We start from the raw sequence: 15,445 nt of genomic DNA on the forward strand, positions 1-15,445 counted from the left end.
CGGCACGATTCATCGCGCGATTTCGTGCGCGATGCCAATAAAAACCCGCACGATAAATCGCGCCGCTACGAAACCAACCTCTCCAGCAATCCACTTCTGCGCTGCGTGCGCAGTTGTACCGCACGGCGGAATACCCCTTCATCGCTGTACAACGTCAATTGATGGCGTGCACGGGTAATGGCGGTATAAATCAGCTCACGGGTCAGCACCGGCAGAAACTGCGCCGGCATGACCAGCGCGGTATGATCAAACTCCGATCCCTGGGATTTATGCACCGTCATCACCCATGCCGTATCATGCGTCGGTAAGCGGCTGGGCTGAACGGCTTTGATGGTGCCATCCGGTAACGGGAAGAAGACTTTCAGCAGTCCCTCTTCGTCCAGTAAGGTAATGCCAATGTCGCCATTGAACAGCCCCAATGCACTGTCGTTGCGCGTCACCATCACCGGTCGCCCCTGATACCAGCGACTGCCTCCAGCCGGACGACGCAACAGTTGCAACTGAATCAGTTTCTGTTCAATACGCTGATTAAGCCCCTGAACACCAAAAGGCCCTTCACGTAACGCACACAACAGCTGATAACGGCCAAAAGCATGAATAATCGTGGCGGGGTCGGCTCGTTCGGCCACCAGGTTCAGGTAGGGTCGATATCCCTCTGCGACCTGTGTCAGCATCGTCTGATACGCCTCAGTATCGCTCAACGGCTGGCGAGAGATATCATTGAAGCCCGCACCAAACACCCGCTCGACCGCAACCGCATCCCCCTGATTAACGGCGGTCGCTAACTGACCGATACCGGATTGTGCGTCGAAGCGGTAACTTTTGCGTAGCAGGCAAATGGCATCACGTACCTGTGGAGCCAGGGGATCTTCCCTGCCCGTCAGATGACATCCAGTCAGTTGACTCAGCAGAGCTGCACGTACCGGACTATAACCCGCCTCCGCACAGCGACAGATGTCCCCCAGCACCGCCCCGGCCTCTACCGATGCAAGCTGATCGCGATCGCCGAGGAAGATGACGCGAGCCTGTGGCGGCAACGCGGCAATCAGGTTCGCCATCATGCCAAGGTCAACCATTGAGGCCTCATCCACGACCAGCACGTCCAGATGCAGAGGATTACCGGCATGATAGCGCAGGCGTTGTGTCTCCGGCTGCGCCCCCAATAAACGATGTAACGTGGTGGCTTCTGCCGGGAAGCAGAGGCGTTCTTCCTCGCTGACGTCCAGTTGCCGTAACGCCTTACCGAGCGATTCCGTCAGGCGTGCCGCCGCTTTGCCGGTCGGTGCGGCCAGTTGAATGCGCAGTGGGTCCTTACTCAGCCGGATTAATGCCGCCAACAATTTTGCCACCGTGGTGGTTTTCCCGGTGCCTGGCCCACCAGAAATCACCGCGGTTTTCTGCGTTAACGCCACCGCAGCGGCAATTTTCTGCCAGTCTTCTGCCTGGGTACCAAACAACACATCCAGCACCGGGCGCACCACTTCTGGCGCGAATTGCTGTGGTGCGGCATCCACACGGAAAAAGCGTGCGACCTGACCTTCGTTCTGCCATAAGCGATGCAGGTAGAGCCGCTGTTGCGTCAGTACCATCGGGGTAGCCTGTGAGCCATCACTCAGCGCGGGCCAATCGTGAAACGCCGTTTGCCAGTCTTGCGGGGCACCCGCAGCCTGCCACATCGCCTGGGCCAGCTCAGGATGTCGGCCATTAAATAATTGCTCCGCCGTCAATTGTGTCAAAGGCAGGCAAACGTGCCCCTCACCGGCCTCCGCGCTCAGACAGGCCGCCGCCAGCAAACGTGCCGGTTGAGTGTCATCTGCCAACAGGCAGGCAAACTGGATATCGAGCGGGCGCAACAAACGCAATGCCATCGCCTGAGTCAGCAGCGCAGTCATGCTACTCATGATGTCGCTCCTTCGCCGCGAAACAGGTTATCCAGTTGGGTAATGAATGCGTGGGAGGGGCGGGTATGGAACACCCCATTGGCAGGCGAGCTGCCATCCATGCCGCGTAAAAACAGATAGAATACGCCACCGAAATGCTGTTCATAGTCGTAATCCACCAGGCGATGCTCCAGATAACGGTGTAGTGCCAGGCTGTAGAGTTGGTACTGCAAATCGTAACGGTGGTCGATCATCGCCTGGGCCATCGCCTGCGGCGTGTAAGCGTCATGACTGTCACCCAACCAGTTAGATTTGTAATCCAGCAAATAATATTTCCCCTGCCAGCGAAACACTAAATCGATAAAGCCTTTCAGCATGCCCTGCACCTGACGAAAATCGAGAGCTGGCGCCTGGCGGGATAATTCGTCATGGCTTTTGACCAACTTATCCATTTTTTCGGCCAGCAACATGCCCTCAATCGGCAGATAAAACGCCATCTCTACCAGGCGATCTTTTGTCTGCACTCCTGCCAGTTGAATACCCTGCGCATCAAGCGGTGTACTGACGACCCTGGCAATCCATGCGCTCAACATCGGCTGCCAGTGCAGCGGATAGCCATTCTGTTGCAAATGCTGCTCCAGCGCCGCATCCGTTGGCGGTTGAGTGAAATCCAGCGACTCAAACAATTCATGCAGAAAGGTGCCGGGGGCAGCACCACGCGGGAAATGGTGCGGCGTCAACGCTGATGGTTGAGGTTCACCCGACTCATCGCCAGATGCTTCCACATCAAACCCAGGCATGACCTCCAGCAAACGACTGCTGCCATGCTGCTGCAAGCCTGAATAGCTGGTAACGCGCCAGGGTTCGGCCAGCACACGCGTGACCTCCCGTGCGCTTAATGTCTCTTCACTGACGGTCTGCGCTTGCCAGCGCGTGGCATCGGACTCCCCGGCCAGCACCACTTCGGTACCGTCAGCGTTCATCTCCGCCAGCAACGCCGCCAACTGCTCCGCTGTTGCCGCCTCACCGCGTTGCAGCAGATAACCCAACGCGCTTTTATGCAGATCGCTGGCTCCCTCTTTCTTTCGCGTGCCACGGAACAGGGGGGCCACGCCAACGCTACAGTGATACACCGAACGCGTCAGCGCCACATATAACAGGCGCAAATCCTCCGCCAGACGCTCCTGTTCTGCCAGCTCAAGGCTGGCCTCATCATTTTGCAGATCGAGCACCGCCCCGAAGTTTTCCCGGTCATGATACAACGCGCTATCGGCCTCGCGATAACCGGCGGCAAATGGCAGCCAAACAAGGGGATACTGCAACCCTTTCGATTTGTGGATGGTGACGATCTGCACCAGATGGCGATCGCTTTCAAGACGCAACTGCTGACTGGCCGCCTGACTGTCCGGGCGGGCAATCTGCTGCGCCAGATGACGCACCAGGGCGTGAGGACTGTCGAGCTGGCTGGCCGCCTCCTGCAACAGCTCGCCAAGATGCAGCAAGTCAGTCAGACGACGCTCACCGTTTTCGGAAGCCAGCAGATTTTCCGCCAGTTGACGCTCCAGCATCATCTCCCGCAGCATGGGCAATACACCACGTTGCTGCCAAACCAACTGCCAGCGGGCAAAAGTATCCACCAGTTGATCCCAGCCGCGCGCATCCTGGTCAAGCGCATCCAGTTGCGCCGCATCAAAGGCAAACAATGAGGTTGCCAGGGCAGTGCGCAGCATACGCTCCTGTTCCGGTGCCAAAACCGCCTGTAGCAGCCACAACAGTTCACGCGCTTCCGGCGTGGTATACACGCTATCGCGGTTCGACAGGTATACCGACGGGATCGCCAGCTGATTCAATGCCTCACGAATAAGATTGGCTTCGTTGCGGCTACGGACCAGCACGGTGATGTCGGATGCCTGCACCGGTCGCAAAGTCGGGGCTTTTCCTAACAACGCACGTTGCTGCTGACCAGCCTGCAACCAGCGGCTGATATCCGCCGCACACTGCTGCGCCATCAACTGTTGATAATCCCCCACGCTGCATCCTTCGCCGGGTTGTAACCAAAAACGCAATGCCGCCTGGGGTTGTTGGTCAAGACTCAGGGTCAACGTCTGGTTCGGTACGGCAAAGTTCACAGGCAGAAAAGGAATATCGGCAAACAGAAACGGGGCTTTGAGCCTGGAGAATAGCTGGTTGACGCTTGTCACCATTGATGGTGAGGAGCGCCAGTTGGTATCGAGCGTATAGTGAGCGCTCACATCATTACGGGCGCGGATATAGGTAAAAATATCAGCCCCACGGAAGGCATAAATTGCCTGCTTGGGATCGCCGATCAACAGCAAAGCATGCTCTGGTTGATTAACATACAGCGTGCTGAAAATACGGTATTGCAGCGGATCGGTATCCTGAAATTCATCAATCAGCGCCACCGGGAAACGCTGGCGGATGGCCTGTGCCAACTGTGCCCCGCCGGGTTGTTGCAGCGCTTCATCCAGACGACTCAACAGGTCATCAAAGCCAAGCAGCGCACGCAGACGTTTCTCTTTACGCACCGCCTCACGAACTTCGCTCAGCGCCCGGGCAATCACCAAATCACGCAGCGAAATCGGCTGCGCCAGGAACTGGTCAATCGCGACAAACAATGCGTGACGCGGGGCCTCCCCTTTTTTGGTTTTCTCGTCGAGCACCTGCTGACCAAAACGCGCCAGTTCCGGGGGCACCTGATAGTCCAGCGTCTCGCTGTGCGCCCACAGCGACACTTTGTTAACCCATATCGGCAGATTTTTACTGCTGTAGCTGCGCTTATCGACCCCGGAATCGCCAATCAGGCTAACAATGTCTTCGCCCACCGCAGCCCAGCGCGCTTTAATATCTGCAATACGTGCCAGATTCTGCGCATGTCGCGTAGCCAAAGTTTCATCAGCCGCCGGGGGAGATTGCAGGGTAGGCGTTTCTCCCTGTAACCAGGGACGCAGGGTTGCCAGCAACTGCTCCGGGCCACTCCACTCCGCCACGATGGCTCGCGCCACGTCCAGCGTCAGCGGATAACAGTGACGTCGCCAGAAGTCGGCAGTGGCCTGCTTCAGCAGCTGTTGTTCATCTTCAATCAACTGCTGCTCAAACAACATGCCGGATTCAAAGGCATTAAGGTTGAGCATACGCTGACAGAAGCCGTGGATAGTAAAGATTGCCGCTTCGTCCATCTGCCGTTCCGCTGCCAGCAGCAGGGACGCTGCATCCGCTGGTTGCGGCATCTCCGTCAGCAGTTGAGCCAACATCGGGTTGTTGCTGTGACCACGAATACAAGCCAGCCGCAGTTCGTGGATATTTGCGCGAATGCGCCCACGCAATTCTGCGGTCGCGGCTTCCGTGAAAGTCACCACCAGAATCTCTTCCACCGAGAGTGGGCGGGTATAGGCTCGTTCGCCTCCCAACCCTAACAACAACCGCAGGTAAAGCAGACCGATGGTGAAGGTTTTCCCCGTGCCTGCGGATGCCTCAATTAACCGTTCGCCACGCAACGGCAGCGTTAACGGATTGAGCGATTCTGGCTGCAAACTCATTGGGCGTCACTCTTAACCGGCAGCGACTGTTGCAACTGCGAAAGCTCCTGCCAGGTGGTCCAGCCGGGCAACTGAGCATAATCGTCTTTCACCGTGCCATCATGGCTGCCGCCGATTTGCGAAATCATTGCCATGCCCTGCTGAGCCAGCACCGCCTGATGGAAGAAATCCGCCAGTGCGACGGGGGTCAGTTGCTGAATCTGAGCAATCACTTTTTCACGCGTATCAAAGGCAAAATTCTGCCGGTTGAAATCACGATTGTAGCGATTTGCTTCCTCATCGAGCGTTTGCGGGCGTTGTTGCAGATCGTTGATCATCGCCTGTTGATACTGGGCAAACTCTTCCGGTTTCATGCTGCGCAAACGCTGCTCCGCCTGTGGATAGAACGCCTGGAAACGTTGCAGCAGGAAAGCGGGTTGTTTGCTGTTGCTTTGCAACAGGAAGCCGATACCCCACTGGCGGCCTACCGGCATCTGGAAAGCAAACACCGCATAACCCAATTGCTCTACGGTGCGCAGTTGGTTGTAGAACCAGGGCTGCACGATTTGGCTCAGCATTGAGCTGTTTGCCATGCTTTGATATTCGCTGTAACCCAGAGGGACATAGAGCGCCGCCAGTGCCGAATCGGTGCTGCTGCCCGCTTTTTGCAGATTGGCTTTAATCGGTTTCTCAATCGACACATAGTCGCTATGCCAGTAACGATGGCCATCGCTTTGCAACTGCTGTTTCAGGTCCTCCCCCAACTGTTTAACCCGGTCAGCAGGAAGATTCCCGACCACGATCATTTCTGGCGTGGCGTGGTGGATCAGTGCATCACGGTAGTCCGTTACCTGCTTCAGGGTGATCTCTTTCACCAGCTTACGGCGCACCTCGCGTTGGGTATAGGGCAACTGCGACAGCATCTGCATTGGCTGAATCGCCAGCTCAAAGGCTTTGCCTTTGTCGGCGGATTCCAGCTGATCAAGGTACCAGGATTTCGCCTGTTCCAGTTGCTGCTCAGTCGGCATGAAAGTGGCATAGCCTTCCACCAGCTTTTTAAGCAACTCAGGCAAACGCTGAGTGAAGCCACTGGCGTTGAACTCTAGCCCATCGTTTTCTCCGGTGGAGAAACTGATACCGCCAACCGAGGCCTGAGAGTTCAGCTGATCCAGCGCGAGGCTGGAGAGATAGTCATTGAGGCCAAACAACACTTGTTGCTGAGCATCACTGATCGCCGCTTTGTTACGCAGCGCCAGGGTGATGGCGGCTTTAGGTTCACTGGCGTAGAACTGGCTTGGCATCCAGAAAATACGCATGCTGTCGCCCGTAGTCAGCGCCACCGGATGGGTATAGGTTTTGCCATCAGACGGCATAATCGAGAAATCTGACGGGATATAAGGGTTAAGCGTCGGCATTGACAGTTGGATGGCAGCCGCGCGCTGTTGCCAGTCACTGAACTGGGCATCGCTGATTTTATCCACCTGATAGGGCGCATTCACAAAGTAGGCTTCTTTGTTGTGCGGCTCCTGCGGGCTGATATACCAGATGCGCGCATTCTGCGGTGTCATCTCCGCCAGACGCGCTTTGATGGCGGCAGGATCATAATCATCCGCCAGGTATGGGGCATCCAGCGCATGCTCAATTGGCACACGCAGCATGGTATCAACCAGCCATTCAATGTAATCCATATTGCGGGTGATGGAGGGATAACGGAAATCCAGCGCCAGCACATGGGAAACTTCATCGAAATAGGCTTTATCGATGCCTTTATTCCGCAACATATCGAGGTAACTGAAGATCGCCGCGACCACTTCATCACGCTGCGCCAGACCTTTATCAGTCAGGGACACGGTAATGGCAAACACGCCGCTGGTGCGTTCGGTCATCGGATCGGCTCCGGCGTTAACACCGTCCGCCAGCCCCTGGCGCTGTAGCCAGTCATTCAGGGTGTTTTTGCTGCGATTACCGAGTAAATAGCTGATCAATGTATCCGTTTTGCTACGGAAACGGTCACTATTGTTGGCAATGCGGAACTCAATTTTCAGCTGTTTGCGCGGCTGAGCAGGCACATAATGAATAATGATGCCTTTCTGTGCATCAGTCACCACCGGCACACTGATATCCGGCACTTTCGCCTGATGATTGGTCACGCGGCCAAACGTTTTCGCGGCGATATCCGCCATTTCCGGCAACGGTTTGTTGCTGTAAATCACCGCTTTCATCAGGTTAGCCGAGTAGTGGCTGTGATAGAAATCGAGCAATGCCTGATGCAGTTTGCTATCAGGTTTATCCTTCAGCGTATCGAGGTTGCCGCCCGAAAAACGCGCACCGGGATGTGCCGGGTTGAGAGTTTCCGCGCCCACCTGCGCCATACGCAAACCATCGCGCGATCGCGCCATCGTCAATTCCGCATTAACCGCATGACGCTCACGATCGGCATTGACCGGATCCAGCAACGGCTCAGCAATAGCATCGGCCAGACGATCCACCGCCGGTTGCAGTGCATCATTTTCCACTTCCAGATAGAACGCCGTGCGATAAGACGCGGTGCTGGCATTGTGGCTGCCGCCATGTTTTTTCAGGAATTCTGCGAGGTTATCCGGCTGCGGATACAGCTTCGACCCCATCAGCACCATGTGTTCCAGATAGTGCGCCAGCCCCAGCTGTTGATTGGGATCATCGAGGGATCCTATCGGTAAGGTCAGTGCTGCCAGCGACTTCGGTGCGGCGGGATCGGAGACTAACAATACGGTCATACCGTTTGTCAGCGTAATGGCCTGATAGGCGCGTGGATCATGATCGCTCTTACGAATGGTTTCATTGACTGGCTGCCAGCCACGTTGCTCATCAGCCACAGCAACCAATGCCGTGACGCTCAGCAGCAGCGCCGCTATCCAGCGTGCGTAAATCCGCATTTAAACCCCTTACGTTACCCTTTACCGCTGGCTGTGCACCCGGCGGTCAAAAAATGACTTTTTTATTGTGGTGGGGACGACATCCTGTCACACCGTCACCCGATTGCTATTCATCATCCTGATGCGCCAGACGTACTGGCAAATACCAGCATCGTGCCGCCTCAGTGATTGCCTGTAATGCCGTGTCATCAAGCACACGGCTCAGACGCTGGAGGTAAGGATCACTGCCCTCACCTTCCAGTTGGAAACCACCCTGCCAGGCCTGTAACAGCCGACTGCGCGCTTTTTTCTGCGTCGCCTCGTCATCCAGTAACTGGCGGGTTTTGGCATCAAAACTCGCTTCCAGCCAGGCTCCGCCGGATTTATTCAACAGCATCAGTGGCTGTGCTAATCCTGCCTGATACCCGGCCACATACTCCTGCAACAAACTCAGCGCCTGGTCACAAGGAAGTGCGTTAAAACGCCAGTGGCTCTGTTTACGCCCATACATCCGGCTTTCGCCACTGCCTCCCAGCGCGCAATACACCAGATGCTCCAGCCACAACAGTAAACCATCATTCATATTGAGTACGCCGGGACGCCAGCGCAGCAGTCCATCAGCTTGCACCTGCGTAAGCCAGCCGGTCAACTGCACATCACCAAGCCGTAGATTCACTTCCCAGCTTTCCGATGTCTGACGTTGTCCACTGACCTCAGCAGCCACTTCCTGCATCTCTTCGGTCTGGCTTTGCCAGAAAAGTTCCCCAAAAGCGCCATAAGGCAGGTTACCCGCCGCGCGATGACGGGCATATAACTGCGCAGGATCCTCTCCGGCAACCAGGGTATTCAGCAACTGCGCGTTGATCTGATAACGTTCGAGGCTGTCAGGGGCGAAAGGTTCGCTGTCAGGCAACTCACTCTCTTCCATCCAGAAAGCCACCCCCAGCCGTTGCTGAAACCAGGCTCGTACCGGATGACGCCAGAAACGCAGCAGTTGCTCCAGCGACAATGTGGTGAGTGGCAGTGCATCCAATGGCTGGACAAAATCAGGCTGCGCCTCACCCTGCCCTGCGGCGGCAGGTAACCACTCAGCGGCAAAACTTTGCCCATTACGCCCCGGCAAATAGTTTTCAGGGGCAAATGGCATACGGCTGTGCAGCGTCTGCAAATGTTCGCGCACGCGTTGCTCGCTGACATCCGGTTCACAGGCTTCATCCCCCGGCAGACAGAAGCTCTGACCGAGATAGTCAACCAACTCCGTGACCAATACCGACGGATAGCGCTCGGTATTATCCTGAATGGCACGGCCGATGTAGCTGATATACAGCTGCTGCTGCGCGGAAATTAACGCTTCAAGGAACAGATAGCGGTCATCATCACGGCGGCTACGATCACCTTTGCGCATCTGCTGTTGCATCAGATCAAAGCCAAGCGGCGCCAGAGTGCGGGGGTAAACACCATCGTTCATCCCTAACAAACACACCACCTTAAACGGGATCGAACGCATCGGCATCAGCGTACAGAAATTAACCGGCCCTGCAAGGAAACGTTGACTGATGCGTTGCTGATCGAGTCGTGAACGTAACTCATCGCGCAGTAACGTCACAGGAATCGCCTGTTGATAAGAGGCCTGCATGCCCTGCTCAATGATCTGTTTCCACTGGGTTTCCACCAGCATTAGCGCCGCTTCGCTTTCACTATCACCGCTGAAGAAACTCTCGATCATTTCACGGCATAGCGGCAACCAGTCATTAAGGGTGCGCTCCTGCGCCAGTCGCGTACGCCAGTCATCGAGTTTTGCCAGCAACTCCGCCAGATGCCCCGCCAGTTCGGCAATTAATCCGGTGGATTCGTCATAAGGCAGGATGCCTTGCCAGTCGCCGTTGCGACTTTCCAGCGCATAGCCCAGTAGCATACGCTGCAAACCAAAACGCCAGGTGTGCTGCCCGGTGACCGGGAGCGCCAGTGCTTCCACGCTGGCATCATCCAGCCCCCAACGAATCCCGGATTCCATCACCCAACGGCGCAGCAGGCGTAATCCGCTTTCATCCACCGAGAAGCGCTGCGCCAGTGCCGGAACCTCCAGCAGCGCCAGCACTTCTTCCGAAGCGAAGCGACTCTCCGGCAGTGCGAGTAAACTCAGCAACGCCAGGATCGCCGGATGTGCCTGGCTGGCACGGCGGTCAGAGATGGCAAACGGCAAATAACGCGATGATGGTGCGCTGGCGAACACCGCCTGGATAAAGGGGGCGTAGCTGTCGATATCTGCCACCATCACGATGATATCGCGCGGCTTCAGGTTTGGATCGGCTTCCATCAGCGCCAATAAATGGTCCTGCAAAATTTCCACTTCACGCTGGGCGCTATGGCACACCTGAATGGTCAGCGAATGATCCTGCGGATCCAGCAAACGCTTCCCCTGGCTGTTTGCCAGTTCCCCGGCGTCGACACCAATTACCGCATTATCTTCCAGGTCAAGTAAATCCGCCTGCAACGCATGCAGCAAAGTATCTGCGGGCATGTCGACAAAAGCATCAATATCGTTTGCAGCCGCATCCATCTGACTGAGCAGGAAAAGATTATCGCGCCCTAACTTGCCCCACGATGCGAGGAGCGGATTCGTTAATTGTTGTTCACCTGCGTCATTAAACAGCGACGAGGCCAACGCAGGATCGCGAAACAGCGATTGCTGTTCATTGGAATGAAGTCGGCGGCGCTGACGGCTCTGGAGCTTAGCCAGAAATGCGTAATCCTGAATATCCCCCCAGTAATGACGACAGGGATTGGTGAACAGCAGATGAATATCGATGTGGCGCCCCAGCGCCTCCAGCGCCTGCAAATAAACCGGCGGCAGTGCCGAAATCCCGCAAATAAATACGCGCTGCGGCAAGCCTGGCGGCGGGCTGTCTGCCTGCTCCAGTGTCCGGATAAAGCGTGCATATAAATTGGCACGGTGCCAGAGCGGCTGGCCAAGGCTTTCGGTGAAGCTGACCAGGTCGCGCCATAATGCTGCCTGCCACTGTTGCGAATCACCCAACCCTTCAATCAGCTCGCCGCGCTCCCAGCTATTGAGCCAGTCCGATCGGTAGACCAGATACTGGTCAAACAGGTCTGCAACGCGAGCACTGAGCTGATACAGCTTACGCTTATCATCGTCGTCGTTCAGGTAGTGACGCAGCGGCAGAAATGCTTCCTGCTCCAACAGGGCGGGCAGGCGATGCATCAGTTTCCAGCTCATGCTGGCTTTCGTGAAGGCGCTTTCCTGCGGAATATCTGGCAGCACCTGCACAAACATGTTCCAGATAAAGCTGGCGGGGAGCGGAAAATCAATGTTGGCCGCAATACCAAAGCTGCTCGCCAGTTCCATTTGTAGCCATTGCGCCATACCGGGGCTTTGTACCAGAACCTGTTCAGCCGCCAGCGGGTCTGTAAGGGGTTCTGATTTAATCAACGTGACCGCCAGATCTTTTAACAGGTCAAGCTGATTGGAGTGGTAAACCCGGAACATGAAGACTCCTGATAAATTAAAAACGACGCAGCCCGGTCACTCTACCCTGTATCGTTGGGGATGCCTACCGCAAGGACATAATCAAGGAGATGAGCAATCCAACCTTGCCAGTGACGCTGTGCGCTGCTGTGGACCACGGACGGTTGCCCGTTCCAGTACACAGCCACCCGGCTGAAGTTGCTGCTGACGCTGAATCTGCCAGCCGGGTACATCGTGCCCAAGCAACGCCTGCCCCGCCACCCGCCATGCCTGACGTTGTTGCCATTGTTGGCTAAAGCTCAACGTTAATGCCCGATGATAATGCAGCAACGCGCTGATGCTCATCGCCAGCAACAGCATCGCGACCAGCGTTTCCGCCAGACTAAATCCCTGTTGCTGCCTGGCATAATGCGGCGTCGGCCAGCGGGCAGTAGTCAATCCAGCCCTGCGCCCGTGGTTTGAGCTGGTTCCCCTGAATTGACACCCAATGCCACAGTGCCAGCTCCCGTTCCGCTCCATGTCCCTGCAATAAACCATTGTCACCCTCCATCCGTAGCAGACAACTGCGCCACTTTTCGGCCGCCCAATCCTGACATTGCCAGCCCTGGCTGTGCGGCCAGTGTTGCACCGTCCCCCATTGCAATGCGCCCGCTGCCAGCCAGAAATCCTGATGATAGTGCTGTTCATCCGCAACCAGCACCATGTCCTGTGCCAGCCGGGTACGTGTAGCCTGTAAGGTCAGCCCCCCCATTAGCAACACCATCAGCACCATTCCCAGCGTACTGTTTCCAGCCTGATTCACAGGTTCTCCCCCGTTACCCAGCTCTCCTGCGTAAGTGATTGTTCAGCCACCTTCCCCGTCAGCTGCACCATCAGGCGCCTTGCCTCCCGCTCAACCCTGAACTGTTCCACCGCAAGAAACTCAGGGTCGGTCAAACGTTCCCAGCCATTGCCATTGCAGTCATCCACGCCACGCTGCATTTCAAGCTGACCACTGCGTAATCGGTAACCATAAAAATCACTGTCGCTATGGCCAACGCCTTCCCAGCGGCCATTGCTGTTTTCATCCCAGCGCAACAAGACACAACTGCCGTTTTCCCGGATGGTCAGTGGTGGGCCACTGCATTCCCCATTGCAGTAACCCGCTCGCCGCAACGCTTTTTGTAGCGTTTGCGTGATTTGCTGTAGTTCCTGTTGCAGTTGTACACGCTGTTGTAAACGCAGGTTTTCTGCCAGCAACAGCGGTAAAAAACGCCCGGCGCTTACCATCAACACCGCCCCCACCGCCATTGCCATCAACATTTCCAACAAGCTAAAACCGGCCTGGTTTATTCGCATCCCTTCTCTCCCGGCTGGCAGGCGCGAATACGTGCTCGCGCTGAAATGATCACCCGCCAGCGGCCGACGCTGCTTTCAACATCAATACTGCCAGCCCGTGCTACATCGCGGCGGCCATAGAATCCTGGCTCACCGATGATGTTGACCAGCTTCACACCGGCATGTGGTGGGACAAAAATCCAACGGGATGTTGACTGACAACCGTCCAACGGTCGCGGTCCGCTGCCGATACAGCCCGGATTCCCTGGTTGCAGCCACAGGCTGGCCTCGGCGTTTTGCCAACTGGCCCAGGCACGCAGCCGTAATAAAAAACCCTGGAGTTGCAGCACGCTTTCCCGGAGTTGTTGCTGTTGTTGCCAGCGTTGCCATCCCTGCATCGCACCCAGACTCAGCACACCCGCAATCACCATCACCACCAACAGTTCCGGCAAGGTAAAGCCGTTTTCATCGTTTCTGTTCATGGTCGTCAGAGTGCGTGCCTGGCGTGTTTCGCTCAAGGCGAGAAAATGTACTCTGGAAAAGAGTACGCAGGAAATACCAGATGAATACAGTGGGTTACAGAGTTTTGCGAGGGAGATCTGAAAAGGCACGCGCGGCGCGATAAATCGCGCCGCGACGGGACACACTACGCGGTATTAGATCGCGACCGGCGCTTTGATGGCCGGATGGGGATCGTAACCTTCAATCTCGAAATCTTCGAACTGATAGTCAAAGATAGAGGCAGGTTTACGTTTGATGATCAGCTTCGGCAGAGGGCGCGGTTCACGGGTCAGTTGCAGGCGCGCCTGCTCCAGATGGTTGCTGTACAAATGGGTATCGCCACCGGTCCAGACAAAATCACCCACTTCCAGGTCACACTGCTGCGCCACCATATGCACCAGCAACGCGTAGCTGGCGATGTTGAATGGCAGACCAAGGAAGATATCGCACGAACGCTGATAAAGCTGGCAAGAGAGTTTGCCGTTCGCTACGTAGAACTGGAAAAATGCGTGGCAAGGTGCCAGCGCCATCTGGTCCAGTTCACCGACGTTCCATGCCGAAACAATGATTCGGCGCGAATCCGGGTCACGTTTCAACTGCTCAATCACCCGGCTAATCTGATCGATTTGTTCGCCATTGGCGCTGCCCCAACTGCGCCACTGCTTACCATACACCGGGCCAAGATCGCCGTTCTCATCCGCCCACTCATCCCAGATGGTGACCTTGTTATCTTTCAGATAACCAATGTTGGTATCACCTTGCAGGAACCACAGCAGCTCATGAATGATCGAGCGCAGATGACACTTCTTGGTGGTGACCAGCGGGAAACCATCCTGCAAATTGAAACGCATCTGGTGGCCAAAAATGGAAAGCGTGCCGGTACCGGTTCGGTCGGCCTTTTCTGCGCCTTCATTCAGCACATGTTGCATCAAATCCAGATACTGTTTCATTTTACCTCGCGGGGTTGTTGCTGCGGGCGACGACGATACGCCCAAACCATCATAATCACACCGGCCAGAATCATCGGAGTAGAGAGAATCTGCCCCATGCTGATACCACCGTCGAACAGACCCAACTGGGCATCCGGCTGGCGGAAGAATTCAACGATAATACGGAACGCACCGTAACCAATCAGGAACAGGCCGGAGACGCTACCCATCGGGCGCGGCTTGCGAATAAACAGATTGAGGATGATAAACAGCACCACACCTTCCAGCATCAATTCATACAGCTGCGACGGATGACGCGGCAACACGCCGTAGGTGTTCAGCAATGACTGATACTGCGGGTTAGTGGCAGCCAATGCCACATCCTCGCTGCGCGAACCGGGGAACAGCATGGCGAATTTAAAATCAGGTGCCACACGGCCCCACAGCTCACCGTTGATAAAGTTGCCGAGACGGCCCGCCCCCAGACCAAACGGGATCAGCGGCGCAATAAAATCAGAAACCTGGAAGAAGGTACGTTTGGTACGACGGGCAAACACCAGCATCACCACGATCACACCAATCAAGCCACCGTGGAATGACATGCCGCCATCCCAGACTTTAAACAGATAGAGCGGATTCTCAAGGAACAGCGGCAGGTTATAGAACAGCACATAACCAATTCGCCCGCCGAGGAAAACGCCAAGGAAACCGGCGTACAGCAGGTTCTCCACTTCCTCTTTCTTCCAGCCGCTACCTGGCTTGTTAGCGCGACGCACCGCCAGCCACATAGCGAACACAAAACCCACCAGATACATCAAACCGTACCAGTGGAGCGAAATCGGACCGACGGAGAAAATCACCGGGTCAAATTGGGGAAAAGCGATATAGCCGTTAGTCATCT

General features: G+C 55.9%; 10 protein-coding genes. All 10 read right to left on the bottom strand.

Going from position 1 to position 15,445, the window contains the following annotated elements:
- Positions 1-65 precede the first annotated feature (65 nt).
- Entirely contained in the window at positions 66-1,901 is a 1,836-nt protein-coding gene (gene recD, locus AC6I8R_RS16455) for an exodeoxyribonuclease V subunit alpha (RefSeq protein WP_497832591.1), read from the bottom strand.
- Complete coding sequence (recB, locus tag AC6I8R_RS16460) at positions 1,898-5,437, bottom strand: exodeoxyribonuclease V subunit beta (protein ID WP_497832592.1); 3,540 nt, start codon at positions 5,435-5,437, stop codon at positions 1,898-1,900. The genes recD and recB overlap by 4 nt, the downstream gene beginning before the upstream one ends.
- Positions 5,434-8,331 carry a pitrilysin gene (ptrA, locus tag AC6I8R_RS16465; protein ID WP_497832593.1) on the bottom strand — a complete coding sequence of 966 codons (2,898 nt, stop codon included), beginning with the start codon at positions 8,329-8,331 and terminating at the stop codon, positions 5,434-5,436. Before ptrA ends, recB begins: the two co-directional genes overlap by 4 nt.
- A gap of 106 nt (positions 8,332-8,437) precedes the next feature.
- Complete coding sequence (gene recC / locus AC6I8R_RS16470) at positions 8,438-11,818, bottom strand: exodeoxyribonuclease V subunit gamma (RefSeq protein ID WP_415175232.1); 3,381 nt, start codon at positions 11,816-11,818, stop codon at positions 8,438-8,440.
- 81 nt (positions 11,819-11,899) lie between these two features.
- The gene (locus tag AC6I8R_RS16475; RefSeq protein ID WP_497832594.1) at positions 11,900-12,235 is read right to left on the bottom strand and encodes a prepilin-type N-terminal cleavage/methylation domain-containing protein; all 336 of its coding nucleotides are present in this window, start codon (positions 12,233-12,235) and stop codon (positions 11,900-11,902) included.
- Entirely contained in the window at positions 12,180-12,599 is a 420-nt protein-coding gene (locus AC6I8R_RS16480; RefSeq protein ID WP_497832595.1) for a DUF2509 family protein, read from the bottom strand. Before AC6I8R_RS16480 ends, AC6I8R_RS16475 begins: the two co-directional genes overlap by 56 nt.
- Complete coding sequence (locus AC6I8R_RS16485; protein ID WP_415175235.1) at positions 12,596-13,135, bottom strand: prepilin peptidase-dependent protein; 540 nt, start codon at positions 13,133-13,135, stop codon at positions 12,596-12,598. Before AC6I8R_RS16485 ends, AC6I8R_RS16480 begins: the two co-directional genes overlap by 4 nt.
- Positions 13,126-13,596, bottom strand: a complete 471-nt coding sequence (locus AC6I8R_RS16490; protein ID WP_415175236.1) for a prepilin-type N-terminal cleavage/methylation domain-containing protein — start codon at positions 13,594-13,596, stop codon at positions 13,126-13,128. Before AC6I8R_RS16490 ends, AC6I8R_RS16485 begins: the two co-directional genes overlap by 10 nt.
- 174 nt (positions 13,597-13,770) lie before the next feature.
- On the bottom strand, positions 13,771-14,565 hold the full coding sequence (gene thyA, locus AC6I8R_RS16495; RefSeq protein ID WP_208723707.1) for a thymidylate synthase: 795 nt from the start codon (positions 14,563-14,565) through the stop codon (positions 13,771-13,773).
- Positions 14,562-15,443 (bottom strand): prolipoprotein diacylglyceryl transferase, encoded by an 882-nt coding sequence (gene lgt, locus AC6I8R_RS16500; RefSeq protein WP_021184572.1) that lies wholly within the window; start codon positions 15,441-15,443, stop codon positions 14,562-14,564. The genes thyA and lgt overlap by 4 nt, the downstream gene beginning before the upstream one ends.
- Positions 15,444-15,445: the final 2 nt, after the last annotated feature.

The sequence above is a fragment of the Pantoea sp. X-Soil-OKNW-713 genome (genome assembly GCF_059730685.1).

Excerpts from the sequence above, each read along its gene's own strand:
- recD (WP_497832591.1), bottom strand. The coding sequence starts at position 1,901 with ATGAGTAGCATGACTGCGCTGCTGACTCAGGCGATGGCATTGCGTTTG.
- recB (WP_497832592.1), bottom strand. The coding sequence starts at position 5,437 with ATGAGTTTGCAGCCAGAATCGCTCAATCCGTTAACGCTGCCGTTGCGT.
- ptrA (WP_497832593.1), bottom strand. The coding sequence starts at position 8,331 with ATGCGGATTTACGCACGCTGGATAGCGGCGCTGCTGCTGAGCGTCACG.
- recC (WP_415175232.1), bottom strand. The coding sequence starts at position 11,818 with ATGTTCCGGGTTTACCACTCCAATCAGCTTGACCTGTTAAAAGATCTG.
- AC6I8R_RS16485 (WP_415175235.1), bottom strand. The coding sequence starts at position 13,135 with ATGCGAATAAACCAGGCCGGTTTTAGCTTGTTGGAAATGTTGATGGCA.
- AC6I8R_RS16490 (WP_415175236.1), bottom strand. The coding sequence starts at position 13,596 with ATGAACAGAAACGATGAAAACGGCTTTACCTTGCCGGAACTGTTGGTG.
- thyA (WP_208723707.1), bottom strand. The coding sequence starts at position 14,565 with ATGAAACAGTATCTGGATTTGATGCAACATGTGCTGAATGAAGGCGCA.
- lgt (WP_021184572.1), bottom strand. The coding sequence starts at position 15,443 with ATGACTAACGGCTATATCGCTTTTCCCCAATTTGACCCGGTGATTTTC.